The organism is Streptomyces sp. NPDC097981, assembly GCF_040302565.1.
In the GTDB taxonomy this organism is placed as follows: Bacteria; Actinomycetota; Actinomycetes; order Streptomycetales; family Streptomycetaceae; genus Streptomyces.
This window is the reverse complement of record NZ_JBEORW010000015.1, coordinates 130,505-152,845: the sequence shown is the minus strand read 5'-3', so window position 1 is coordinate 152,845 and position 22,341 is coordinate 130,505. Positions and strand designations below refer to the sequence as shown.

25 protein-coding genes and 1 pseudogene are annotated in these 22,341 nt (G+C 71.0%); 20 read left to right on the top strand and 6 right to left on the bottom strand.

Translation table 11 applies throughout. The annotated features are described in order from the left end of the window. Positions 1-81 precede the first annotated feature (81 nt). From leuC to ABTY04_RS17325, 4 genes are all read left to right on the top strand, one after another. Complete coding sequence (gene leuC / locus ABTY04_RS17340) at positions 82-1,509, top strand: 3-isopropylmalate dehydratase large subunit (protein ID WP_352214188.1); 1,428 nt, start codon at positions 82-84, stop codon at positions 1,507-1,509. Positions 1,510-1,511: 2 nt separating this feature from the next. Next, entirely contained in the window at positions 1,512-2,105 is a 594-nt protein-coding gene (gene leuD / locus ABTY04_RS17335; protein ID WP_352214187.1) for a 3-isopropylmalate dehydratase small subunit, read from the top strand. A gap of 137 nt (positions 2,106-2,242) precedes the next feature. Then, on the top strand, positions 2,243-2,470 hold the full coding sequence (locus tag ABTY04_RS17330) for an SCO5555 family protein (RefSeq protein WP_352214186.1): 228 nt from the start codon (positions 2,243-2,245) through the stop codon (positions 2,468-2,470). A 144-nt stretch (positions 2,471-2,614) separates the two neighbouring features. Continuing rightward, positions 2,615-3,289: an HU family DNA-binding protein gene (locus ABTY04_RS17325; protein WP_352214185.1), complete on the top strand. Its 675-nt coding sequence runs from the start codon at positions 2,615-2,617 to the stop codon at positions 3,287-3,289. A gap of 330 nt (positions 3,290-3,619) precedes the next feature. Here the strand turns inward: ABTY04_RS17325 and cofC are convergent. Then, positions 3,620-4,292, bottom strand: a pseudogene (gene cofC / locus ABTY04_RS17320) (2-phospho-L-lactate guanylyltransferase); the annotation flags it as partial. Positions 4,293-4,486: 194 nt separating this feature from the next. On the opposite strand from cofC, the gene ABTY04_RS17315 reads away from it, so the two are divergent. Genes ABTY04_RS17315 through ABTY04_RS17305 form a run of 3 tightly spaced genes read left to right on the top strand, consistent with a single transcriptional unit; the run spans position 4,487 to position 7,443 of the window. Then, positions 4,487-5,239, top strand: coding sequence for a lysophospholipid acyltransferase family protein (locus ABTY04_RS17315; protein WP_352214184.1), 753 nt, complete (start codon positions 4,487-4,489; stop codon positions 5,237-5,239). Next, positions 5,236-6,246, top strand: a complete 1,011-nt coding sequence (locus ABTY04_RS17310) for an NAD(P)H-dependent glycerol-3-phosphate dehydrogenase (RefSeq protein WP_352214183.1) — start codon at positions 5,236-5,238, stop codon at positions 6,244-6,246. Before ABTY04_RS17315 ends, ABTY04_RS17310 begins: the two co-directional genes overlap by 4 nt. Before the next feature lie 39 nt (positions 6,247-6,285). After that, positions 6,286-7,443: a D-alanine--D-alanine ligase family protein gene (locus ABTY04_RS17305; RefSeq protein WP_352214182.1), complete on the top strand. Its 1,158-nt coding sequence runs from the start codon at positions 6,286-6,288 to the stop codon at positions 7,441-7,443. A 95-nt stretch (positions 7,444-7,538) separates the two neighbouring features. Here the strand turns inward: ABTY04_RS17305 and ABTY04_RS17300 are convergent, their stop codons facing one another. Next, positions 7,539-8,039: a DUF3515 domain-containing protein gene (locus tag ABTY04_RS17300; protein ID WP_352214206.1), complete on the bottom strand. Its 501-nt coding sequence runs from the start codon at positions 8,037-8,039 to the stop codon at positions 7,539-7,541. Between the two features lie 23 nt (positions 8,040-8,062). After that, the gene (locus tag ABTY04_RS17295) at positions 8,063-8,296 is read right to left on the bottom strand and encodes an Lrp/AsnC ligand binding domain-containing protein (protein ID WP_352214181.1); all 234 of its coding nucleotides are present in this window, start codon (positions 8,294-8,296) and stop codon (positions 8,063-8,065) included. 244 nt (positions 8,297-8,540) lie between these two features. Here ABTY04_RS17295 and ABTY04_RS17290 point away from each other — a divergent pair, with 244 nt between their 5' ends. Then, positions 8,541-9,524, top strand: a complete 984-nt coding sequence (locus ABTY04_RS17290) for a thiamine-phosphate kinase (protein WP_352214180.1) — start codon at positions 8,541-8,543, stop codon at positions 9,522-9,524. Next, positions 9,521-10,324 carry a bifunctional hydroxymethylpyrimidine kinase/phosphomethylpyrimidine kinase gene (thiD, locus tag ABTY04_RS17285; protein WP_352214179.1) on the top strand — a complete coding sequence of 268 codons (804 nt, stop codon included), beginning with the start codon at positions 9,521-9,523 and terminating at the stop codon, positions 10,322-10,324. Before ABTY04_RS17290 ends, thiD begins: the two co-directional genes overlap by 4 nt. A 142-nt stretch (positions 10,325-10,466) precedes the next feature. Here thiD and rpmB read toward each other — a convergent pair whose 3' ends face one another. Continuing rightward, positions 10,467-10,652 (bottom strand): 50S ribosomal protein L28, encoded by a 186-nt coding sequence (gene rpmB, locus ABTY04_RS17280; RefSeq protein WP_048475950.1) that lies wholly within the window; start codon positions 10,650-10,652, stop codon positions 10,467-10,469. Between the two features lie 148 nt (positions 10,653-10,800). Here rpmB and ABTY04_RS17275 point away from each other — a divergent pair, with 148 nt between their 5' ends. The 9 genes from ABTY04_RS17275 (at position 10,801) to mutM (ending at position 19,918) form a co-directional block, all read left to right on the top strand. Continuing rightward, positions 10,801-12,582 (top strand): DAK2 domain-containing protein, encoded by a 1,782-nt coding sequence (locus tag ABTY04_RS17275; RefSeq protein ID WP_352214178.1) that lies wholly within the window; start codon positions 10,801-10,803, stop codon positions 12,580-12,582. Positions 12,583-12,598: 16 nt separating this feature from the next. Next, complete coding sequence (recG, locus tag ABTY04_RS17270) at positions 12,599-14,800, top strand: ATP-dependent DNA helicase RecG (protein ID WP_352214177.1); 2,202 nt, start codon at positions 12,599-12,601, stop codon at positions 14,798-14,800. Between the two features lie 109 nt (positions 14,801-14,909). Continuing rightward, positions 14,910-15,488, top strand: coding sequence for a 16S rRNA (guanine(966)-N(2))-methyltransferase RsmD (gene rsmD / locus ABTY04_RS17265; protein WP_352214176.1), 579 nt, complete (start codon positions 14,910-14,912; stop codon positions 15,486-15,488). Positions 15,489-15,517: 29 nt separating this feature from the next. Next, positions 15,518-15,997, top strand: a complete 480-nt coding sequence (gene coaD, locus ABTY04_RS17260) for a pantetheine-phosphate adenylyltransferase (protein WP_352214205.1) — start codon at positions 15,518-15,520, stop codon at positions 15,995-15,997. A gap of 103 nt (positions 15,998-16,100) precedes the next feature. After that, the gene (locus ABTY04_RS17255) at positions 16,101-17,141 is read left to right on the top strand and encodes a DivIVA domain-containing protein (protein ID WP_352214175.1); all 1,041 of its coding nucleotides are present in this window, start codon (positions 16,101-16,103) and stop codon (positions 17,139-17,141) included. Between the two features lie 69 nt (positions 17,142-17,210). Further along, positions 17,211-17,921, top strand: coding sequence for a YceD family protein (locus ABTY04_RS17250; protein ID WP_352214174.1), 711 nt, complete (start codon positions 17,211-17,213; stop codon positions 17,919-17,921). 2 nt (positions 17,922-17,923) lie between these two features. Then, entirely contained in the window at positions 17,924-18,097 is a 174-nt protein-coding gene (rpmF, locus tag ABTY04_RS17245; RefSeq protein WP_003965982.1) for a 50S ribosomal protein L32, read from the top strand. A 19-nt stretch (positions 18,098-18,116) separates the two neighbouring features. Then, positions 18,117-18,929 (top strand): ribonuclease III, encoded by an 813-nt coding sequence (gene rnc / locus ABTY04_RS17240; RefSeq protein ID WP_352214173.1) that lies wholly within the window; start codon positions 18,117-18,119, stop codon positions 18,927-18,929. Positions 18,930-19,057: 128 nt separating this feature from the next. Continuing rightward, on the top strand, positions 19,058-19,918 hold the full coding sequence (mutM, locus tag ABTY04_RS17235; protein WP_352214172.1) for a bifunctional DNA-formamidopyrimidine glycosylase/DNA-(apurinic or apyrimidinic site) lyase: 861 nt from the start codon (positions 19,058-19,060) through the stop codon (positions 19,916-19,918). On the opposite strand, the gene ABTY04_RS17230 is transcribed toward mutM, so the two are convergent. Both ABTY04_RS17230 and ABTY04_RS17225 read right to left on the bottom strand, forming a co-directional pair. Beyond that, the gene (locus ABTY04_RS17230) at positions 19,891-20,268 is read right to left on the bottom strand and encodes a winged helix-turn-helix transcriptional regulator (protein WP_352214171.1); all 378 of its coding nucleotides are present in this window, start codon (positions 20,266-20,268) and stop codon (positions 19,891-19,893) included. The genes mutM and ABTY04_RS17230 overlap by 28 nt on opposite strands. Positions 20,269-20,330: 62 nt before the next feature. After that, entirely contained in the window at positions 20,331-21,314 is a 984-nt protein-coding gene (locus ABTY04_RS17225; RefSeq protein WP_352214170.1) for a CAP domain-containing protein, read from the bottom strand. A 135-nt stretch (positions 21,315-21,449) separates the two neighbouring features. Here ABTY04_RS17225 and ABTY04_RS17220 point away from each other — a divergent pair, with 135 nt between their 5' ends. Continuing rightward, positions 21,450-21,731, top strand: coding sequence for an acylphosphatase (locus ABTY04_RS17220; RefSeq protein ID WP_352214169.1), 282 nt, complete (start codon positions 21,450-21,452; stop codon positions 21,729-21,731). Between the two features lie 349 nt (positions 21,732-22,080). Further along, positions 22,081-22,296, top strand: coding sequence for a hypothetical protein (locus ABTY04_RS17215; protein ID WP_030162422.1), 216 nt, complete (start codon positions 22,081-22,083; stop codon positions 22,294-22,296). The last annotated feature ends 45 nt before the right edge of the window (positions 22,297-22,341 follow it).

Here is a 22,341-nt window from a genome sequence, read left to right as displayed (position 1 = left end):
TCCGGTACGTGGGGTACGGGCGATCAGGCGCACCAGATCTCTACAAAGCGCCGGCACAACCGGCCGGCCGGAGGGAAAGCGATGGGTAGGACACTCGCGGAGAAGGTCTGGGACGACCATGTCGTCCGGCGAGCCGAGGGCGAGCCCGACCTCCTCTTCATTGATCTGCACCTGCTGCACGAGGTGACCAGCCCCCAGGCCTTCGAAGGCCTGCGGCAGGCCGGCCGCAAGGTCAGGCGGCTCGACCTCACCATCGCCACCGAGGACCACAACACCCCCACCCTCGACATCGACAAGCCCATCGCGGACCCGGTCTCCCGCGCCCAGCTGGAGACGCTGCGGGCGAACTGCGCCGAGTTCGGTGTGCGCCTGCACTCCCTGGGCGATGTCGAGCAGGGCGTCGTCCACGTCGTGGGACCGCAGCTGGGCCTGACCCAGCCGGGCACCACCGTGGTCTGCGGTGACTCCCACACCTCCACGCACGGCGCCTTCGGCGCACTGGCCTTCGGCATCGGCACCAGCCAGGTCGAGCACGTACTGGCCACCCAGACGCTGCCGCTGGCCCGCCCGAAGACGATGGCCATCACCGTCACCGGCGAGCTGGCCGAGGGCGTCACCGCCAAGGACCTGATCCTGGCGATCATCGCCAAGATCGGCACCGGCGGCGGCCAGGGCTACATCCTGGAATACCGCGGCGAGGCCATCGAGAAGCTCTCGATGGAAGCGCGCATGACCATCTGCAACATGTCGATCGAGGCCGGTGCCCGCGCGGGCATGATCGCCCCCGACCGGACCACCTTCGACTACCTCCAGGGCCGCGACCACGCCCCGCAGGGCGCGGACTGGGACGCGGCGGTCGCGTACTGGCAGACCCTGCGCACCGACGACGACGCGGTCTTCGACGCCGAGGTCGTCATCGACGGTGCCTCGCTGTCGCCGTTCGTCACCTGGGGCACCAACCCGGGCCAGGGCGCACCGCTGTCGGCCAACGTCCCCGACCCGGCTTCGTACGAGGACGCTTCGGAGCGCCTGGCCGCCGAAAAGGCCCTGGAATACATGGGGTTGACCGCCGGGCAGCCGCTGCGCGACATCAAGGTCGACACCGTCTTCGTAGGTTCGTGCACCAACGGCCGCATCGAGGACCTGCGTGCCGTCGCCGGCATCGTCGAGGGCCGCAAAATCGCCGAGGGCGTACGGATGCTGGTCGTCCCGGGCTCCGTCCGGGTCGCCCTCCAGGCCGTGGAAGAGGGCCTGGACAAGGTCTTCAAGGAGGCGGGCGCCGAATGGCGGCACGCGGGCTGCTCGATGTGCCTGGGCATGAACCCCGACCAACTGGCGCCCGGTGAGCGCTCCGCGTCCACCTCCAACCGCAACTTCGAGGGCCGGCAGGGCAAGGGAGGGCGCACCCACCTCGTCTCCCCGCAGGTGGCCGCCGCCACCGCGGTGCTGGGCCACCTGGCCTCGCCCGCCGACCTGTCCGACGCCAACGCGACCGCCGGAGTCCGATAACCATGGAAGCCTTCACCACCCACACCGGCCGGGCCGTCCCGCTGCGCCGCAGCAACGTCGACACCGACCAGATCATCCCGGCCCACTGGCTGAAGAAGATCACCCGCGACGGGTTCGAGGACGGGCTCTTCGAGGCCTGGCGCAAGGACCCCGAGTTCGTCACGAACCGCCCGGAGCGCCAGGGGGCGACCGTGCTGGTCGCGGGTCCCGACTTCGGCACCGGTTCCTCGCGCGAGCACGCCGTCTGGGCCCTGCAGAACTTCGGGTTCAAGACGGTCATCTCCTCCCGCTTCGCCGACATCTTCCGCGGCAACTCGCTGAAGAACGGTCTGCTGACGGTGGTCCTGCCGCAGGAGACGGTCGACCGGCTGTGGGAGCTGACCGAGGCCGACCCGACCGCCGAGATCACGGTCGACCTGGTCGCCCGCCGGGTCCGCGCGGCGGGAATCGAGGCGGAGTTCGAACTCGACGACAACGCCCGCTGGCGTCTGCTGGAGGGTCTGGACGACATCTCGCTCACCCTTCAGAACGAAGCGGACATCGCCACGTACGAAAGCGCCCGCCCGAGCTACAAGCCGCGCACGATTCAGGCCTGATTCCTGCCTGATCAGCGCTTATTCGCCCTCGGGTGATCACATCGACAACACTGTGCCCCCCGCCCTCCGGCGGGGGGCACAGCCGTGTGTTGAGGCCCCGTGAGGCGACAACTCGCCCCAGATGGCACAATCTGTGCATGGAACGCGACAGTCAACTTGAGCTCTACGCACTCGTCGCGGACCGGTTGAAAGAAGCACACACAAGGGTGCGCACGCTGCAAGTCCCGGAGGGCGTAAGGATGGCGCTGTCCCGGAAGCTGTTGGTCGTCACGGCCGCGGCGAAGCATGATCTCGCCGATGCGGCAAGGCGCCTGGACAGGTTGATGAAGGACCTCGACGAGGGTCGATTCCCTGAAGGCGACTGATGCGAAGGAACTCCGTAACGACCTACACCGTTGCGGCACTAGGGTGATTAGCCCGTTTCGTGTTTGATTTGCGGTATATATCCGCCTAACGTGCGAAATAAGCTTGAACACATTCGTTCTGGCGAAGTCTCCGAAGGGGAAGACGTGAACAAGGCGCAGCTCGTAGAAGCGATTGCCGACAAGCTGGGCGGCCGCCAGCAGGCCGCCGACGCCGTCGACGCGGTACTGGACGCGATGGTCCGCGCTGTGGTCGCGGGCGACCGGGTGTCGGTCACGGGCTTCGGCTCGTTCGAGAAGGTCGACCGCCCGGCCCGCTACGCCCGCAACCCGCAGACGGGTGAGCGCGTCCGGGTCAAGAAGACCTCGGTTCCCCGCTTCCGCGCGGGCCAGGGCTTCAAGGACCTGGTCGCCGGCACCAAGAAGCTGCCCAAGGGCGGCGAGGTGTCGGTGAAGAAGGCGCCCAAGGGCAGCCTCTCCGGCGGCGCTTCCGCGACGGTCAAGAAGGCCGTGGCCAAGAAGGCCACCACCGCCAAGAAGGCGGCGGCGAAGACCGCGGTCGCCAAGAAGACCACCGCCAAGAAGGTCGCCACCGCCAAGAAGGTGGTCGCCAAGACCGCCGCGGCGAAGAAGACCACCGCAGCGGCCAAGAAGACCACCGCCGCGGCGAAGAAGACCACGGCGGCGGCCAAGAAGACCACCGCCGCTGCCAAGAAGACGGCTCCGGCGGCCAAGAAGGCCACCGCGAAGACCACGGCGCCCGCCAAGAAGGCCACGGCGCGCAAGACCACCGCGAAGAAGACCACGGCCCGCAAGAAGTAGGGCCACGAGTCACACACGCCGGGCCGGCTTCCCCAGCAGGGGGAAGCCGGCCCGCGGTGCTGTTCGCGCTGTTCGTGCAGGTCGGCAGGTCAGCAGGTTGGCGCGGCCGTGGGGCGGAGACTCAGAAGGTCTGCAGGGTGATCAGGGTGATCCGCAGCGCCGGCCCCTCGCCGTCCGTCTCGATCCGGACCCGCTGTCCGGGGCGCAGCAGCCGCAGGCCGCCCGCGTCGAAGGCCGGGGCCTCGAAGGGCACCGGGGTGCCGTCGTCCAGCAGCACGCTGCCGCTGCGGGTCTGGGAGTCGTACGTGTACGCGGTCGCCTGCATACGGGAACTGTATCGGGCCGTGTGGCGGCCCACCCCGAGGGCGAGGGCCGTCCGCAGATCCGCGACCGTGTCCACGTCCCGGCGCACGCTCTCGACGTCCGCGAGGACTATTTCCGCAGCTCCCGAGGCGGAATGCCGGGCCCGCGACGGGCCCCCGAACGAGGGTGCCAATTCCACGCCCGGAGAGGCGGAAAGCAGAGTCGTACCGATTTGCGCCGCATCCGCGAGAAATGCCCGGGGAAATGCGGACGCGGCTTCGAGCACGCGTAGCAATTCCGGCGGGCGCAGCGCGGGCAGATCCGCGTTCATCGCGGCCACCGCCGCCCCCGGCCGGGCCGCGCGCACCTCCCGCGCCCCGTGGGCCAGCGCCGCGTTGAGCCCGGCGGCCGGGGTGTCCGGCACGATCCGCGCCCCCAGCCGCGCCAGTTCCGCGCCGGCCTCCGCGTCGTCCGTGACGACCACCACATCCGCCACTGCCGTGCAGGCCAGCGCCGCTGCCACGGTGTCCTGGGCGAACGCCAGCGCGAGCCCGGGACAGGACGCGCCCACGGCCGACGCGAGACGGCTCTTGGCCACCGCCAGGGGTTTCAGCGGGACCACCAGACTCCAGACCGCGTTCGTGGCGCACCCCTTCCCTCCGGTGCACGGCCGCACCTGCGTGGACCGCGGCCGGGTCATGGCCGGGTCATGCGTCGGCCCATTGTCGCCTCTGCCCGGCGGACCCGGAGGCCCGGTGCTCCGGGCGGGGCGTACGGTGTTCTCGACAGAGACCGGACCTGGGGCCACACTTGTCCGGCCGACGAGGTGCCCAAGCTCCCCGGCCGCCGCCGGGAGGCAACCCCGCGCACCCGTTCTAGAGGAAAGGTGTCCGAGTGTCCCGCCGCAGAATCGGCTTCTGGTACCGCCTGGCGGCGGTCATCGCAAAACCGCCGCTGGTGGTGCTCTTCAAGCGGGACTGGCGGGGAATGGATCACATTCCGGCCGAGGGCGGGTTTATCACGGCCGTCAATCACAACTCGTATCTGGACCCGCTCTCCTACGCGCACTTCCAGTACAACACCGGCCGGGTGCCCCGTCTGCTCGCGAAGGCGGCCCTCTTCAAGGTCCCCATTGTCGGCGCGATCCTGCACGGATCCGGCCAGATCCCGGTCTACCGCGAGACCACCAACGCCCTGGACGCATTCCGGGCCGCCGTGGACGCGATCGAGAGCGGCGAATGCGTGGCCTTTTATCCGGAGGGCACCCTCACCCGCGATCCGGACATGTGGCCGATGGCCGGCAAGACCGGCGCCGCGCGGGTGGCGCTGATGACCAGGGCACCCGTCATTCCGGTGGCCCAGTGGGGCGCGAATCTGGCGATGCCGCCCTACGCCAAGGAGGACAAGGTCAGGCTGTTCCCGCGCAAGACCCTCCAGGTGCTCGCCGGACCTCCCGTCGACCTCTCCGAGTTCTACGACCGGGAACCCACCCCCGACGTACTCAAGGAGGCCACCGAGACCATCATGGCGGCCATCACCGCGTTGCTGGAGGAGCTGCGCGGCGAGAAGGCCCCGGAGCAGCTGTACGACCATCGCAAGGCCAGGGCGGAACAGCGGCGCAAGGCCGCGGGGGAGGACCAGAAGTGACACGTCCCGTGAAGGCAGCCGTCTTCGGAACCGGCTCCTGGGGCACGGCCTTCGGCATGGTGCTCGCCGACGCAGGCTGCGAGGTGACCCTGTGGGGCCGCCGCCGCGAGGTGGTCGACGCCATCAACACCGGGCGGACGAACCCGGACTACTTCCCGGGCGTCGAACTCCCGGCGAACATGCACGCCACCACCGACGCGGCCGAGGCCGCCCGCGGCGCCGATTTCGCGGTCCTCGCCATCCCCTCGCAGACCCTGCGCGGCAACCTCGCCGACTGGGCCCCGCTGCTCCCCGCCGACGCCGTGCTCGTCTCCCTGATGAAGGGCATCGAACTCGGCACCGCCAAGCGGATGAGCGAGGTCATCGAGGAGGTGGCCAAGGTCCCCGCCGAGCGCGTCGCGGTCGTCACCGGCCCCAACCTGGCCCGTGAGATCGCCGCCCGGCAGCCGGCCGCCGCCGTCGTCGCCTGCTCCGACGAGGCCGTCGCGCAGCGCCTCCAGGCGGCTTGCCACACCCCGTACTTCCGCCCGTACACGAGCACCGACGTCATCGGCTGCGAGCTGGGCGGCGCCGTCAAGAACGTCATCGGCCTCGCCGTCGGCATCGCCGACGGCATGGGCCTGGGCGACAACACCAAGGGCTCGCTCATCACCCGGGGCCTCGCCGAAGCGACCCGGCTGGGCCTGGCGATGGGCGCCGACCCGCTCACCTTCTCCGGCCTCGCGGGCCTCGGCGACCTCGTCGCCACCTGCTCCTCGCCGCTCTCCCGGAACCACACCTTCGGCACCAACCTCGGGCGCGGAATGACCCTGGAGGAGACCATCGCGGTCACCAAGCAGACCGCCGAAGGCGTCAAGTCCTGCCAGTCGGTGGCCGATCTGGCCCGCCGCCACGGAGTGGACATGCCGATCACCGACACCGTCGTCGAGATCGTCCACCACGGCAAGCCGCCGCTGGTCGCGCTGAAGGAACTGATGGGGCGCAGCGCCAAACCGGAACGCCGCTGACTCCTTTCCGGACGTCCGAGCGGGTATCGTCGTGGCGATATGAGCAGCGAGAACCTCCCCCAGACCCCTGAGCAGCAGGGCCGCAAGCCCCGCGTGGCCGTCGTGTTCGGCGGCCGCAGCTCGGAACACGCCATCTCGGTCGTCACCGCGGGCGCCGTACTGCGCTCCATCGACCGGTCCAAGTACGAGGTGCTGCCCATCGGCATCACCACGGACGGCCGGTGGGCGCTGACCGCCGACGAGCCCGAGCGGATGGCCATCGCCGACCGCAGGCTGCCGAGCGTCGAGGAGCTTGCGGACTCCGAGGACGGCGCCGTGGTGCTGCCCGTCGACCCGGCCAACCGCGAGGTCGTCTACACCGAGCCGGGAGCGGTCCCCAAGGCCCTGGGCGAGGTCGACGTGGTCTTCCCCATGCTGCACGGCCCGTACGGCGAGGACGGCACCCTTCAGGGGCTCCTGGAGCTCTCCGGCATCCCCTACGTAGGCTCGGGCGTCCTCGCCTCGGCCGTCGGACAGGACAAGGAGTACATGAAGCGGGTCTTCACGTCCTTCGGCCTCCCCGTCGGCCCGTACGTGACCATCCGCCCCCGCGAGTGGGAGGCCGACCGGGACGCCGCCCGCGGCCGGATCCTGGACTTCGCCGGCGAGCACGGCTGGCCGCTCTTCGTCAAGCCCGCCCGGGCCGGCTCCTCCATCGGCATCACCAAGGTCGACGACGCCTCCGGCCTGGACGAGGCGATCCGCGAGGCCCGGCGCCACGACCCGAAGATCATCGTGGAGGCGCTGCTGCGCGGCCGCGAGATCGAGTGCGGGGTGCTGGAGTTCGAGGACGGGCCGCGCGCGAGCGTGCCCGCCGAGATCCCGCCGGTCTCCAGCCACGACTTCTACGACTTCGAGGCGAAGTACATCGACTCCGCCTCCGGAATGGTGCCCGCTCCGCTCACCCCGGAGCAGACCGCCGAGGTGCAGCGCCTCGCGATCGAGGCGTTCGACGCCGCGTCCTGCGAGGGCCTGGTGCGGGCCGACTTCTTCCTCACCGAGGACGGCACCTTCGTCATCAACGAGATCAACACCATGCCGGGCTTCACGCCGATCTCCATGTACCCGCGCATGTGGCAGGAGTCGGGCGTCGAGTACCCGGAGCTGGTGGACCGCCTGATCCAGGCGGCCCTGACCCGCTCCACCGGGCTGCGCTGACCCGCAGCCGCAGCGCCCAACGCCGACCGCCCGCCGGGAATCCCGGCGGGCGGTCGGTGCGAAAAGGGGGCGGGGGCCGTCGGGCCATCGGGCCGTCAATACGACGCGATCCCCTCGGGGACGGTCTTGGCCACGACGGCGGACAGCCCCACCAGCATCCCGGCATCCGTGGCATGCTCCTTGTCGACCCGGACCTCCGTGTACGCGAGCCGCAAGCCGGTGATGAAACGGTACCCCCCGCCAGTGCTGTCGGGGAGCTTCTTCAGCAGCCACCGGACGCCGTTGACCTCCACGCCCCCCTCCTTCACGTCCGCCATCTCGGGGGGCTTGGGAATACCGCACCGCAGTACGATCGCCGAGCCGCCCCACGCGGCGGTCAGATCCGACTCCGGCCGGGTTTCGGCCCGCGCCAGGCCGGCCACCGTCTCCGGGAGTTCCTTGTGCAGTGCTGCACAGAACCCCGCGACGTCGGCGGGCGGCGTGGGCGGCGGGTCGACCCGGGCCTCGGAGTCACCCGGGGTACAGCCCGCGAGGGCCAGTACGGCGGCCAGGACGGGCAGTGCGGGCACACGGACGGGCCGGCGGTGGAGTGACATCACCGGCCAAGAGTAGACGGGGGCTACAGATGGACCACCGGGCAGGTAAGGGTGCGGGTGATGCCCTCCACCTGCTGGACCTTGGCGACGACCAGGCGGCCGAGCTCGTCCACGGTGTCGGCCTGGGCGCGGACGATCACGTCGTACGGGCCCGTCACGTCCTCGGCCTGGATCACCCCCGCGATCTGGCTGATGGACTCGGCGACGAACGACGCCTTGCCCACCTCGGTCTGGATAAGGATGTACGCCTGTACCACGGAACCTCCAGGGCGGCCACGAGGATCGATTCCCCTAACCTTCGGATGGGCCCAGGGATTCGGGTGGGCCCGGGGAAGAAGGGACGCCACGGTACCGCGTTGCCGAGCACCTCGGGGAGACCCGGGGGCACGGCGCCACGCACAGCGGGGCGTACGGAGAGCAGAAGTTGACGTATCTGTTGACGGTACCCAGAGCTGTGACGGCTCGCGACCGCAAGCGGACTGGGCAAGAAGGGGCACAGCGATGAAGGGCACTGTGGGCGAGCTGGGGGAGTTCGGGCTCATTCGGGAGCTCACCTCACGGCTCACCACCACCCCGGCGGTCCGGCTCGGACCGGGCGACGACGCCGCGGTCGTGTCGGCCCCCGACCGGCGGGTCGTGGCGAGCACCGACATCCTGCTTGAGGGCAGGCACTTCCGGCGCGACTGGTCCACGGCGTACGACGTCGGCCGCAAGGCCGCCGCGCAGAACCTCGCCGACATCGCCGCCATGGGCGCGGTGCCGACCGCGCTGCTGCTCGGCCTCGTCGTGCCCGCCGAGCTGCCGGTCACCTGGCCCACCGAGCTGATGGACGGGCTGCGCGACGAGTGCCAGGTCGCCGGAGCGGCCGTGGTCGGCGGCGACGTCGTCCGCGGGGACATCATCACCGTGGCCATCACCGCCCTCGGTGACCTGCGCAACCACGAGCCCGTGCTGCGCTCGGGCGCCCAGCCCGGCGACGTCGTGGCCGTCACGGGCTGGCTGGGCTGGTCCGCGGCCGGATTCGCAGTGCTCTCGCGCGGCTTCCGCTCCCCGCGGGCCTTCGTCGAGGCACACCGGCGCCCCGAGCCCCCGTACCACGCGGGCCCCGCGGCCGCCGGGCTCGGCGCCACCGCCATGACCGACGTCAGCGACGGCCTGATCGCCGACCTCGGGCACATCGCGGAAGCCAGCAAGGTCCGCATCGACCTGCGCTCGGCGGCCGTCGACATCCCGACCCAGATGCACGACATCGGGCAGGCCGTCGGGGTCGACCCCTTGCAGTGGGTGCTCACCGGAGGGGAAGATCACGCCATCGTGGCGACCTTCCCGCCCGATGTGAAACTGCCGGCCCGGTGGAAGGTCATCGGGGAGGTGCTGAACCGGTCCGCGCTGCCCCAGGTGACCGTGGACGGCGCGCCCTGGACGAGCACCGGCGGCTGGGACCACTTCGGTTCCGACCCGTCCACCGAGGAGACCTCCAGATGACCGACGCGCCGGCGCTGTGCCTGACCGTCGCCGGATCCGACTCCGGTGGTGGCGCCGGGATCCAGGCCGACCTGAAGACCATGCTGGCGCTCGGCGTGCACGGGATGAGCGTGGTGACCGCGGTGACCGCGCAGAACTCCCTCGGGGTGCAGGGAGTCTGGGAACTGCCCGCCGAGGCCGTGAAGGCCCAGTACCGGGCCGTCGTGGACGACATCGGCGTCCAGGCGGTCAAGACCGGGATGCTGTCCTCCACCGCGCTGGTGGAGACCGTGGCCGAACTGCTGGCCGGCACCTCCGCCCCGGCCGTCGTGGACCCGGTCGGGGTCTCCAAGCACGGGGACGCGCTGCTCGCCGCCGCGGCGCTGGACGCCGTACGCAAGGAGCTGCTGCCCCGGGCGACCGTGGCCACCCCGAACCTGGACGAGGTGGCACAGCTCACGGGCGTGGTGGTGGAGAGCGAGGACGACATGCGGCGGGCCGCCGACGCCGTGCTGTCGTACGGGCCCGAGTGGGCGCTGATCAAGGGCGGGCACCTGGCCGCCCACGGGAACGAGGCCGCCGACCTGCTGACCGACGGCGACACGCAGCTCTGGCTGCGGGCCCCGCGGCACGACAACCGGCACACCCACGGCACCGGCTGCACCCTGGCCAGTGCGATAGCCGCCGGACTCGCCAAGGGGCAGGACGTGCCGCAGGCCGTCATGGAGGCCAAGGAGTACGTGACCGGCGCCATCGCGGCCGGCTTCGCGCTCGGCGGCGGCATCGGCCCGGTGGACCACGCCTGGCAGTGGCACCGCTGAGGGCGGCACAACGGCAGAAGACCACCGCGTCGCGTGACGCGGTGGTCTTCGTGTCCGGTGGACCGGACAAGGCAAAAGGCCGGTCCACGAGGTGGACCGGCCTTCTTGGCAACCGGAAAGGGCTGCGCTACGACGGGTGGCGTCAGCGCGAGACCTTGCCGGCCTTGATGCACGAGGTGCAGACGTTGAGGCGCTTCGGCGTCCCACTGACCACGGCACGGACGCGCTGGATGTTCGGGTTCCAGCGACGCGAGGTGCGGCGGTGCGAGTGGGAGATGTTGTTGCCGAAGCTCGGCCCCTTGGCGCAAACGTCGCAGTTGGCAGCCACAGGTCACTCCAAAGACTTCAGATGCACTTACAGTGAAATCCGGCGCACCGGAATCAGATATCTGAAGTGGTTTGCCGGGGGAATGGCCCGACTCTCATCGGGCAACCGGAGCAGCATACAACGACTGCTCCCGTCCAAGAAAACTACCATGGCTGCCCCCGCCCCCGCCCGCGGTCCCGGACGTCCGGCAGTCCTTCGTTACCCTGCGGTGAACCCTGGCCCGCACAAGGAGGAACGCCCGGTGCCGCACGAGCCGCAGCCGCAGCCCGCCGACGAGCTCGACGCCGAAGCGGTGCGCACCTGGAGCTCGCTGGCCGTGGCCGCACTGGGCCGGGCCCGCGAGGACATCGACGCGATCAACGTCTACCCGGTTGCGGACGCGGACACCGGCACCAACCTCTACCTGACCGCCGAATCGGCGGACCGCGCACTGGCCGAGGCCCTCGGGGCGCCCGCGGACGTGAGCGAGGCCACAGCGGCCGGTCCGGCCTCCGGCGCCGTGGCCCCCTCCCTGCCCCAGGCCGTACGGGCCTACGCGCACGGCGCCCTCATAGGCGCCCGGGGCAACTCCGGGACGATCCTGGCCCAGCTGCTGCGCGGGGTGGCCGACGTCCTCGGCGACGAGCCCGGGGGCCGCGGGCCGGGCCGGCTGCTGGCCCAGGCGCTGACCCGGGCCGCCGAGGAGGCCTACCAGGCGGTCGCGCACCCGGTGGAGGGCACCATGCTCACCGTCGCCGCCGCGGCGGCACGGGCCGGCGAGGCGGCCGCCGGCCCCGCCGGCACCGCCGCGGACGTGGCCCGCGCCGCCTACGACGGGGCCCGCGCGGCCCTGGCCGACACCCCGGGGCAGCTGGCCGAGCTGGGCCGGGCCGGGGTGGTCGACGCCGGGGGCTGCGGGCTCGTCGCCGTACTCGGGGCCCTGTGGCAGGCGCTCTCCGGCCAGGAGCCCGCCGCCGAGGCGGTCCGCGGCCGGGCCGTCCCCGTACCCCTGCCGCCGCAGCCCTGCGACGCCGAGGAACAGGGCGGGCCCGGGTACGAGGTGATCTACCTGCTGGAGGCCGCCGAACCGGCCGTGGCGGAGCTGCGCGAGCGCCTCGACGGGCTCGGGGACTCCCTGGTCGTGGTAGGCGGCGACGGACTGTGGAACGTCCACGTCCACGTCGACGACCCCGGTGCCGCCGTGGAGGCCGGGGTGATCGCCGGCCGGCCGTACCGGATCCGCATCACGCACTTCGGCGACGAGCGGCGCCGGGCGCGCGGGGAGCGCGTCCAGCGGGCCGTCGTCGCCGTGGTCCCGGGCGAGGGGCTGGCCGCGCTGTGCGGGGAGGCGGGCGCGACCACCGTGCTCGCCCGCCCCGGAGAGGTCCCGGACGCCGCCGGACTCGCCGACGCCATCCGGCGCGCACACGCCCGCGAGGTGGTGCTGCTGCCCGGCGGCGCCGACCAGCGTGCCGCCGCGGCCGCCGCGGCGGAACGGGCCCGCGCCGACGGCGTACGGGTGGCCGTGATCCCCACCCGGTCCGCGGTCCAGGGCCTGGCCGCCCTCGCCGTGCACGACCCAGACGGCAGCTTCGACGAGGACGTGGTCGCCATGACCGCGGCCGCCGGCGCCACCCGCTACGGGGAGCTCGCCGTCGCCGAGCGGCAGTCGTTCACCTCCGCCGGCATCTGCCAGGCCGGGGACGTGCTCGGGCTCATCGACGGCGACGTCGCCGTCATCGGCTCCGGTCTCACCGAGACCGCCGAGGCGGTCCTGAAGCGGATGCTGGGCTCCGGCGGCGAACTCGTCACCCTGGTCCTGGGACCGGAGGTGCCCGACGCCCTCGCCGAGCAGCTGCAGGCGTACGTACAGCAGGGGCACCTGGCGGTGGACACGGTCACCTACCGCGGCGGGCGGTACGCCGCGCCCCTCCTCATCGGGGTCGAATAGCCGGCTTGTCAGCGCGATGGTGTGCAATGAACACGTGCCCGCGCTCGACGAAGACCTCAAGAAGACGCTCGGCCCCGCCACCGCCAAGGTGCTGGCCGAGCAGCTCGGCCTGCACACGGCCCTGGACCTGCTCCACCACTACCCCCGGCGGTACGCCGAGCGCGGCGAGCTGACCTCGCTGGACGGTCTCGCCGACCAGATCGACGAGCACGTGACGGTCGTCGCCCAGGTCGCCGACGCCCGGATCCTGACCTTCAACGGGAGCCGCGGCAAGCGCCTGGAAGTGACCATCACCGACGGCAGCGGCCGCCTCCAGCTGGTCTTCTTCGGGGCGGGCGTCCACAAGCCGCACAAGGAACTGCTGCCGGGAACCCGCGCCATGTTCGCGGGCAAGGTCGGCATGTTCAACCGCAAGCTGCAGCTCTCCCACCCCGCGTACGAGCCGCTCGGCGCGGAGGCCTCCGACCGGGACGCGGCCGCCGCGTTCGCCAACCAGCTCATCCCGATCTACCCGGCCTGCGCGAAGCTGGAGTCCTGGAAGATCGCCAAGTGCGTGGACGCGGTGCTGCCCAGCGCCCGGGAGGCCGTGGACCCGCTGCCGGACGCACTGCGCGAGGGCCGCGGACTGGTCCCGCTCCCCGAGGCCCTGCTGAAGATCCACCGGCCGGGCACCAAGGCCGACATCGAGGACGCGCGGCAGCGGCTGAAGTGGGACGAGGCCTTCGTCCTCCAGGTCGCCCTGGCCCGCCGCCGGCACGCCGACTCCCAGCTCCCGGCCGTCCCGCGCCGCCCCGCTCCCGGCGGCCTGCTCGACGCCTTCGACGCCAAGCTCCCCTTCACCCTCACCGAAGGCCAGCAGACCGTCTCGAAGGAGATCTTCGACGACCTGGCCACCGAACACCCCATGCACCGCCTCCTCCAGGGCGAGGTCGGCTCCGGCAAGACCCTGGTCGCGCTGCGGGCCATGCTCGCCGTCGTGGACTGCGGCGGGCAGGCCGCCATGCTCGCCCCCACCGAGGTGCTCGCCCAGCAGCACCACCGCTCCATCACCGAGATGATGGGCGAGCTCGCCGAGGCGGGAATGCTCGGCGGCTCCGACCAGGGCACCAAGGTCGTGCTGCTCACCGGCTCCATGGGGATGCCGGCGCGGCGCCAGGCCCTGCTCGACCTGGTCACCGGCGAGGCCGGCCTCGTGATCGGCACGCACGCGCTCATCGAGGACAAGGTGCAGTTCCACGACCTCGGCCTGGTCGTGGTCGACGAACAGCACCGCTTCGGAGTGGAGCAGCGCGACGCGCTGCGGTCCAAGGGCAAGCAGCCCCCGCACCTGCTGGTGATGACCGCGACCCCGATCCCGCGCACGGTCGCGATGACCGTCTTCGGGGACCTGGAGACCTCCGTCCTCGACCAGCTGCCCGCCGGCCGCTCCCCGATCGCCACCCACGTCGTACCGGCCAAGGACAAGCCGCACTTCCTGACCCGGGCCTGGGAGCGGGTGCGGGAGGAGGCCGAGAGCGGGCACCAGGCGTACGTGGTGTGTCCGCGCATCGGTGACGGCGAGGACGATCCGAAGAAGAAGTCCGCCGAGGACGACAGCGAGAACCGGCCGCCGCTGGCCGTCCTGGAGATCGCCGAGCAGCTCGTGCGCGGTCCGCTCGCCGGGCTGTCGGTGGAGGTGCTGCACGGCCGGATGGACCCGGCCGACAAGGACGACGTCATGCGCCGCTTCGCCGCGGGAGAGGTCAAGGTGCTGGTCGCCACCACCGTCATCGAGGTCGGCGTGAACGTCCCGAACTCCACGGTCATGGTGATCATGGACGCGGACCGGTTCGGCGTCTCCCAGCTCCACCAGCTGCGCGGCCGCGTCGGCCGGGGCTCCGCGCCGGGGCTGTGCCTGCTGGTCAGCGAGATGCACGAGGCGAGCCCCGCCCGGGCCCGGCTGGCCGCCGTCGCCGCCACCCTGGACGGCTTCGAGCTCTCCCGGATCGACCTCGAACAGCGCCGCGAGGGCGATGTGCTGGGCCAGGCCCAGTCGGGCGTGCGCTCCTCGCTGCGGATGCTCGCGGTCATCGAGGACGAGGAGGTCATCGCCCAGGCCCGCGAGGAGGCCGCCCGCGTGGTCGCCGCCGACCCCGGGCTGGAGCAGCTGCCGGGGCTGAGGAGCGCGCTGGAAGCCCTGCTGGACACCGAGCGGGAGCAGTACCTGGAAAAGGGCTGAGCGGCACCGTCCTGGGTTGTCCGGGGCGGTACGACCTATCGTTGAAGTCCGCAGTACCCGGCAGTACCCGTCGGGAACCCCGCCCCACCGTCGTACCGAAGGACCCCAGATGACCCGCGTGATCGCCGGCAGCGCCGGCGGGCGACGGCTGACCGTGCCCCCGGGCACCGGCACCCGGCCGACCTCGGACCGGATGCGTGAAGGCCTCTTCTCGACCTGGGAGTCGCTGCACGGCGTCGAGGGGGCCCGCGTGCTCGACCTGTACGCCGGCTCCGGCGCCGTCGGCCTGGAGGCCCTCTCCCGCGGCGCGTCCCACGCGCTGCTGGTGGAGCCCGAGGCCAAGGCCGCCAAGGCGATCCGGGACAACATCAAGGCGCTGGGCCTGCCCGGCGCCGAGTTCCGGGCGGGCAAGGCGGAGCAGATCGTGGCGGCCGCGGCGGCCGGGGACCCGTACGACGTGGTCTTCCTGGACCCGCCGTACGCCGTCGAGCACGGCGATCTTGGCGAGATCCTCCTCACACTCCGCGCCAATGGCTGGCTCACGGACGATGCGCTCGTCACCGTGGAGCGCGGCACGAGGAGCGGTGCGTTCCCGTGGCCCGAGGGGTTCGAGCCGCTCCGCTCCAGGAAGTACGGCGAAGGCACCCTCTGGTACGGCCGTGCCGCCTTCACCAGCGAAGATTCATGATGACCGCACCGGAGAGCAAGGGGACCAAGTTGCGCCGCGCCGTCTGTCCGGGATCCTTCGATCCCATCCACAACGGACACCTCGACATCATCGGACGCGCCTCCCGGCTGTACGACGTCGTGCACGTCGCCGTGATGATCAACCGGTCGAAGCAGGGCCTGTTCACCGTCGAGGAGCGGATCGAGCTGATCCGCGAGGCGACGGCCGACTACGGCAACATCCAGGTCGAGGCCTTCCACGGCCTGCTCGTCGACTTCTGCAAGCAGCGGGACATCCCGGCCATCGTCAAGGGCCTGCGCGCGGTCAGCGACTTCGACTACGAGCTCCAGATGGCCCAGATGAACATGGGCCTGTCGGGCGTCGAGACGCTGTTCGTCCCGACCATCCCCACCTACAGCTTCCTGTCCTCCTCGCTGGTCAAGGAGGTCGCGGCCTGGGGCGGCGACGTCGCCCACCTGCTGCCTGCGCACGTCCACGCGGCACTCCTGGAGCGGCTGCGCAACCGCTGACCGCCTGGCAGGGCGTCAGGCAGTGTCGGGGGCCCGTCCGGTGGCCGTACAGTCGTCCCGTCCGTCTCAGGAACCGCCCGAGGCCGAGAGAGTGCGAGCCCCCATGGACGTGCAGAAGAAGCTCGACGAGATCGTCGCGGCCGTCGGCGGCGCCCGGTCCATGCCCATGTCGGCCTCCTGCGTGATCAACCGCGCCGAGCTGCTCGCCCAGCTCGAAGAGGTGCGCCAGGCGCTGCCCGGCTCGCTCGCGCAGGCGCAGGAGCTCATCGGCGGCCGGGAGCAGATGGTCGAGGACGCCCGCCGCGAGGCGGAGCAGATCATCGAGTCCGCGCACGCCCAGCGCGGTTCGCTGATCTCCGACACCGAGGTCGCGCGCCGCTCCCAGGCCGAGGCGGACCGGATCCTGGCGGACGCCCGCAGGGAGGCCGAGGAGATCCGGGCCGAGGCCGACGACTACGTCGACAGCAAGCTCGCGAACTTCGAGGTCGTGCTCACCAAGACCATTGGATCGGTCGACCGCGGCCGCGAGAAGCTGCTGGGCCGCGGCCCGGGCCTGGACGCCCAGGGGCACCCGGACGCGGACGCGCCCGAGCGCAGCCACGACCCGGACGTGCAGCGGCAGCAGGCGGACGCGTACGTGGACACCAAGCTGGCGACCTTCGAGGCGGTGCTCTCCAAGACCCTGGAGGCGGTCGGCCGGGGCCGCCAGAAGCTGCTGGGCCGGGTCCCCACGGACGACCTCGGGGCGCACATTGCGGCCCAGGACGCCGCGGGCGGGCAGCAGGCCCGCTCGGCGAGCGACGCGGACTTCCTGGCGGGCCTGGCGGAGCCGGCGCCCCCCGTGGCCCCTGCGATCCCGGCGCAGGCCCAGCAGGAGCCCGCGTACGCCCCGTACGGCTACCAGCAGCCCCAGCAGCCGGACGCCTACTCCTACCAGGACCCGTACGCCTACCAGCAGCAGGTCCAGCAGCCGGATCCGTACGCGGCGATGGGCTACGACCAGCAGCCGGACCCCTACGCGGCCTACCAGCAGCAGCCGCAGGCCCCGCAGCAGCCGCAGCAGCCCGCGCTCGACGAGACCAGCTTCTTCGACACGAGCATGATCAATCTGGATCAGCTGCGCCAGTACGAACAGGGCCGCTGAGGCCGGATTGGGCTCAGAGCGAAGCGCCGGGTATCCTGGCTCTTCGGTCGCGCGTATGCGCCGCGGTCCATGCTGCCCACAAGCGGCGGAATTCTTGATCTTCAGCGATCTGTGAAAGCAGGAACGGCCCTGAACACCCGCCTCGACCACCGCAACCCCCTCGTGTTCGACACGCACGAGCTGGGTCGGCGTCCTGGTGCCATGCAGCGGCTGTCCCGTGAGATCGCGGCACCGGCGGACCTCGGTCTCGCCGGCGTCATCGGGGTACCGGAAGGCTCCCCGCTGAAGCTCAGCCTCCGCCTTGAGTCGGTCATGGAAGGGGTGCTTGTCACAGGCACCGCCCGTGGATCGGCCGTAGGGGAGTGCGTAAGGTGTCTGGAGTCTGTCGAGCGCGAGCTCAAGGCGGACTTCCAGGAGATGTTCTCGTACCCTGACGCCGACGACCGGACCCGCTCAAAGGCGGAGCCGGCCGACGACGCCGAGGACGACGAGGACACGCTCTTCCTTGAGGACGGATTGTTCGACCTCGAACCCGTGCTGCGGGATGTGGTGGTGCTCGCACTGCCCATGCAGCCGGTGTGCCGGGAGGACTGTCTCGGACTGTGCCCCGATTGCGGGCTCAGCCTGAACGACGACCCGGACCACCACCATGATGCCGTCGACATCCGTTGGGCGGCATTGCAGGAACTCGTCGTGACCGATCAGGACGGCGAGAAGGACAACATGAGCGGCACTGCATCTGACGACGTTCAGAGCGCCGCCGAGAAGCAGGAGAAGTAGCCGTGGCTGTTCCGAAGCGGAAGATGTCGCGCAGCAACACGCGCCACCGCCGGTCGCAGTGGAAGGCTGCGGTCCCCACCCTGGTTTCGTGTGAGCGTTGCCAGGAGCCGAAGCTCCAGCACATTGCGTGCCCGAGCTGCGGCACCTACAACAAGCGTCAGGTCCTCGAGGTCTGAGCGGCTGGTGAGAGGCGCAATGTCTGAGCTGTCCAACGCTGAGAAGCAGGCAGACAGTAACAACGCGGCCTCGTCCCACACGCTTCTGGAAGGGCGGCTCGGGTATCGACTCGAGTCCGCCCTTCTGGTGCGTGCACTGACCCACCGCTCGTACGCGTACGAGAACGGCGGTCTGCCCACCAACGAGCGCCTGGAGTTCCTCGGGGACTCCGTGCTCGGCCTGGTGGTCACGGACACGCTGTACACGACCCACCCCGACCTGCCCGAAGGCCAGCTGGCCAAACTGCGGGCCGCGGTGGTCAACTCGCGCGCACTGGCGGAGGTCGGGCGCGGCCTCGAACTCGGCTCCTTCATCCGGCTCGGCCGGGGCGAAGAGGGCACGGGCGGCCGGGACAAGGCCTCCATCCTCGCCGACACCCTTGAAGCGGTGATCGGCGCGGTCTACCTCGACCAGGGCCTCGAAGCGGCCTCGGAGCTGGTGCACCGGCTCTTCGACCCGCTCATCGAGAAGTCCTCGAACCTCGGGGCCGGCCTGGACTGGAAGACCAGCCTCCAGGAGCTCACGGCGGCCGAAGGCCTCGGCGTACCGGAATACCTGGTCACCGAGACCGGACCGGACCACGAGAAGACCTTCACCGCTGCCGCCCGCGTCGGTGGTGTCTCGTACGGCACCGGCACCGGCCGCAGCAAGAAGGAAGCGGAACAGCAGGCTGCGGAGTCCGCATGGCGCGGTATCCGCGCCAAGGCGGACGAGCGGATCGCGGCGGAAGCCGCGGCCCCGGCCGAGGACGGCGGGTCGCCGACACCCGCCGGCCCGACGCCGAACGGCTGAACCCTTCCTTCGGGAACTTCCGCCCGCCCCTGCCGCGCAGGGGCGGGCGGACCCGTTTCCGGGCCCGGCGGGGGAGGCCGGTAGGCTCGCCGGGAGCGCCCAGAACTGCATCCGTCCGGAGGATCACCGTGCCCGAGCTGCCCGAAGTCGAAGTCGTACGGCGGGGCTTGGAGCGCTGGGTGGCCGGCCGTACGGTCGAGGCCGTCGAGGTGCTGCACCCGCGCGCGGTACGCCGCCACCCCGCAGGCGGGGCCGATTTCGCGGCGCGGCTGACCGGCGAGACGATCGGCGTCCCACAGCGGCGCGGCAAGTACCTGTGGCTGCCCCTGGAGGGGCGGGACCTCTCCGTGCTCGGGCACCTCGGCATGAGCGGACAGCTCCTCGTGCAGCCCGAGGAGGCTCCCGACGAGAAGCACCTGCGCATCCGGGTGCGGTTCCGGGACACCGCCGGGACCGAGCTCCGCTTCGTCGACCAGCGGACCTTCGGCGGGCTCTCGCTCCACGAGAACACTCCCGACGGGCTGCCCGACGTGATCGCGCACATCGCCCGGGACCCGCTGGACCCCCTCTTCGACGAGGCCGCCTACCACGCGGCGCTGCGCGCCAAGCGGACCACCGTCAAGCGGGCCCTGCTGGACCAGTCCCTGATCAGCGGTGTCGGCAACATCTACGCCGACGAGGCGCTGTGGCGGGCCAGACTGCACTACGAGCGCCCCACCGCCACGCTGACGCGCCCCCGGAGCGCGGAACTCCTCGGCCACGTCCGGGACGTGATGAACGCGGCCCTCGAAGTGGGCGGCACCAGCTTCGACAGCCTCTACGTCAACGTGAACGGCGAGTCCGGTTACTTCGACCGTTCGCTCGACGCCTACGGGCGCGAGGACGAGCCCTGCCGGCGCTGCGGGACCCCGATGCGTCGCCGCCCGTGGATGAACCGGTCCAGCTACTTCTGCCCGCGCTGTCAGCGGCCGCCGCGCGCGGCGTCGTAGGACTGGCGGGCCGTCAGCACCTGGGGCATGCTGCCCTCAAGGAAGTGGATGAGCGCGATCAGCCGGTCTGCGACCTCGATGCCGAGCGGGGTGAGCTCGTAGTCGACGCGCGGCGGGTTCGTCGGCTGCGCCTCGCGGTTGACGATGCCGTCGCGCTCCAGTGCGTGCAGGGTCTGGGAGAGCATCTTCTCGCTCACGCCGTCGACCTTGCGGCGCAGCTCGTTGAACCGGCACGAGCCGTCGCGCAGGGCGCCCACCGTGAGGCTGCCCCAGCGGCCCGTGACGTGCTCCAGGGTCTCCCGGGACGGGCACGCGCGCGCGAAGGCGTCAAACGGAAGTTCTGTCTCCATGCCGACCAGCTTAACTCCGTACAGCGCTTACCAGAAGACTGCGCTTTCCGATGGCTAGTGCTCTAGAAGCCGAAGTCCTGGGTCCACCAGGGGCCGTCGGCGGCGAAGTACACACCGACGCCCAGGGTGCGGAACTCGCAGTTGAGGATGTTCGCCTTGTGGCCGGGGCTGTTCATCCAGGCGTTCATGACCGACTGGGCGTCACCCTGGCCGCGGGCTATGTTCTCGCCGCCGAGCCCGCCGAGGCCCGCCTTGGTGGCGCGGTCCCACGGGGTGTTCCCGTCGGGGTCCGTGTGGGCGAAGAAGCCGCGGGTGGCCATGTCCTTGCTGAAAGCCCCGGCCAGTGCCGCGAGCGGCGGGTTCGCCCGGACCGGACCGCAGCCGGCCTGCGCGCGCTCCTGGTTGACCAGGGCGAGTACGGCGGCCTCCTCCGCGGAGTGCCCGTCGGCGGGTGCCGGAGCCGGCTTCGGGGCCGCCGTGGGCGCAGGGGCCGGCGGCTTGGGGGCGGCGGTCTTCGGCGGCACGGGGACCGGCTTCGTCTCCGGTTTCGTATCCGGCTTCACCTCCGGTTTCGTATCCGGCTTCACCTCTGGCTTCGTCTCCGGCTTCGTCTCCGGCTTCGCCTGTTTCCTGGCGGCGGTGGACGGGGTGGGCGAGGCGGAGGGGATCGGGGAGGCCGGTGCGGCCGACGGGGAGGGCGAGGTGGACGGTGAGGGGGAGGCCGAGGGCGACGGGCTGCTCGTGGCGGGCTCCGAGGAGGCGCGGCCGGACAGGTTGACGAGGCCGCCCTGCCGGTCGGTGATGCTGTCGGGGCTCGGCGAGGCCTTGGTCTCGGCCTTGGCCTTGGCCCTGGCCTGCGTCCCGGCGGCCGGACCGTCGGCACTGACGCCGACGTAGGGGAAGGCGGTGCCGACCGGAACCGTGCCGGTGGTCACGGCCGCCGTGCCGAGGACCACGGCCACGGAGACGCCCAGCAGGCCGGTGCGCACGAGGGCGCGGCGCTTGGCGCCGCCGGCCGGCGTGGCGTGGAGTCGGTGGCGTCCCATTGGCGGCGTACCTTCCTTGCAGGTCAAGATCATCCCTTACGCACCCAAATGGGTGAGTTCATTGCTGCGCGACTGTACGGCAATGGGCGCGGGGGCGATGTGGGGCGGAACTCTTGACCCGGTTAGCGTTCACGCATGAATGAAGACGTCCGCCTGACCGCGTGGGTGCGCGGCCGTGTACAGGGAGTGGGCTTCCGATGGTTCACCAGGGCCAATGCGCTGGAGATCGGCGGAGTCATCGGGTTCGCGCTCAACCTCGACGACGGGCGAGTGCAGGTGGTGGCCGAAGGTCAACGTGAGAATTGCCACCGGCTGCTCGACTGGCTGCGCTCCGCCGACACGCCCGGGAGGGTGGACGGAGTGACAGAGATCTGGGGCACACCGCGCGGTGGCTACGACGGGTTCGCGATCCGGTGACCGATCGACTGATCATGTACTGATCACATGTCCCCGTGGTCCGCACCCGGCCGGATCTGCACGTTCGCCGTCGACGCGTTGCCGCCGGGCGCGAAGCGTGGAAGGCTCGGAGTAGCGGACGATCTCCACGTTATTCGAGAGGGCCGGGCTGCCCGCCGATACGGGGCGTGATCGTGTTGACCGTCAAACTTTTTGGTGAGACGCTGGAAGCCCCGCGCACCTGAGCTGTTTGGCAGTGCTGGCAGTAGTAAACGCAGTGACTGACAGTCGCTGCCGGACATCCGCGGGTGCGATTCCCTCACGACCCACACCGCTTCGGTCGGTCACTCAGTGTGGAGGACCATCCATCATGGCAAAGGCGCTTCTCGGTTACGTCGGCGGTTCCGATCCGCGACTCCTCGCCGAGATGCGACGGCTTCAGCAGCGCGTCCAGGACCTTGAGTCCGAGCTTGTACGGATTCAGTCCGAAAATGACGCGCTGAATGCGGCCGCCGCTCAGCACGGAGACTCGCTGCTGGACCGCATCGACATCGACGTACCCCAGGCGGAGCCTGCGCTCACCTGATTCGCGCTCAACTCGTCGCTCGACTCAAGCCCCTCACGATCTGCA

Excerpts from the sequence above, each read along its gene's own strand:
- leuC (WP_352214188.1), top strand. The coding sequence starts at position 82 with ATGGGTAGGACACTCGCGGAGAAGGTCTGGGACGACCATGTCGTCCGG.
- leuD (WP_352214187.1), top strand. The coding sequence starts at position 1,512 with ATGGAAGCCTTCACCACCCACACCGGCCGGGCCGTCCCGCTGCGCCGC.
- ABTY04_RS17330 (WP_352214186.1), top strand. The coding sequence starts at position 2,243 with ATGGAACGCGACAGTCAACTTGAGCTCTACGCACTCGTCGCGGACCGG.
- ABTY04_RS17305 (WP_352214182.1), top strand. The coding sequence starts at position 6,286 with ATGAGCAGCGAGAACCTCCCCCAGACCCCTGAGCAGCAGGGCCGCAAG.
- ABTY04_RS17300 (WP_352214206.1), bottom strand. The coding sequence starts at position 8,039 with ATGTCACTCCACCGCCGGCCCGTCCGTGTGCCCGCACTGCCCGTCCTG.
- ABTY04_RS17290 (WP_352214180.1), top strand. The coding sequence starts at position 8,541 with ATGAAGGGCACTGTGGGCGAGCTGGGGGAGTTCGGGCTCATTCGGGAG.
- thiD (WP_352214179.1), top strand. The coding sequence starts at position 9,521 with ATGACCGACGCGCCGGCGCTGTGCCTGACCGTCGCCGGATCCGACTCC.
- ABTY04_RS17275 (WP_352214178.1), top strand. The coding sequence starts at position 10,801 with ATGGCTGCCCCCGCCCCCGCCCGCGGTCCCGGACGTCCGGCAGTCCTT.
- recG (WP_352214177.1), top strand. The coding sequence starts at position 12,599 with ATGGTGTGCAATGAACACGTGCCCGCGCTCGACGAAGACCTCAAGAAG.
- rsmD (WP_352214176.1), top strand. The coding sequence starts at position 14,910 with ATGACCCGCGTGATCGCCGGCAGCGCCGGCGGGCGACGGCTGACCGTG.
- ABTY04_RS17255 (WP_352214175.1), top strand. The coding sequence starts at position 16,101 with ATGGACGTGCAGAAGAAGCTCGACGAGATCGTCGCGGCCGTCGGCGGC.
- ABTY04_RS17250 (WP_352214174.1), top strand. The coding sequence starts at position 17,211 with ATGCTGCCCACAAGCGGCGGAATTCTTGATCTTCAGCGATCTGTGAAA.
- rnc (WP_352214173.1), top strand. The coding sequence starts at position 18,117 with ATGTCTGAGCTGTCCAACGCTGAGAAGCAGGCAGACAGTAACAACGCG.
- ABTY04_RS17230 (WP_352214171.1), bottom strand. The coding sequence starts at position 20,268 with ATGGAGACAGAACTTCCGTTTGACGCCTTCGCGCGCGCGTGCCCGTCC.
- ABTY04_RS17225 (WP_352214170.1), bottom strand. The coding sequence starts at position 21,314 with ATGGGACGCCACCGACTCCACGCCACGCCGGCCGGCGGCGCCAAGCGC.
- ABTY04_RS17220 (WP_352214169.1), top strand. The coding sequence starts at position 21,450 with ATGAATGAAGACGTCCGCCTGACCGCGTGGGTGCGCGGCCGTGTACAG.
- ABTY04_RS17215 (WP_030162422.1), top strand. The coding sequence starts at position 22,081 with ATGGCAAAGGCGCTTCTCGGTTACGTCGGCGGTTCCGATCCGCGACTC.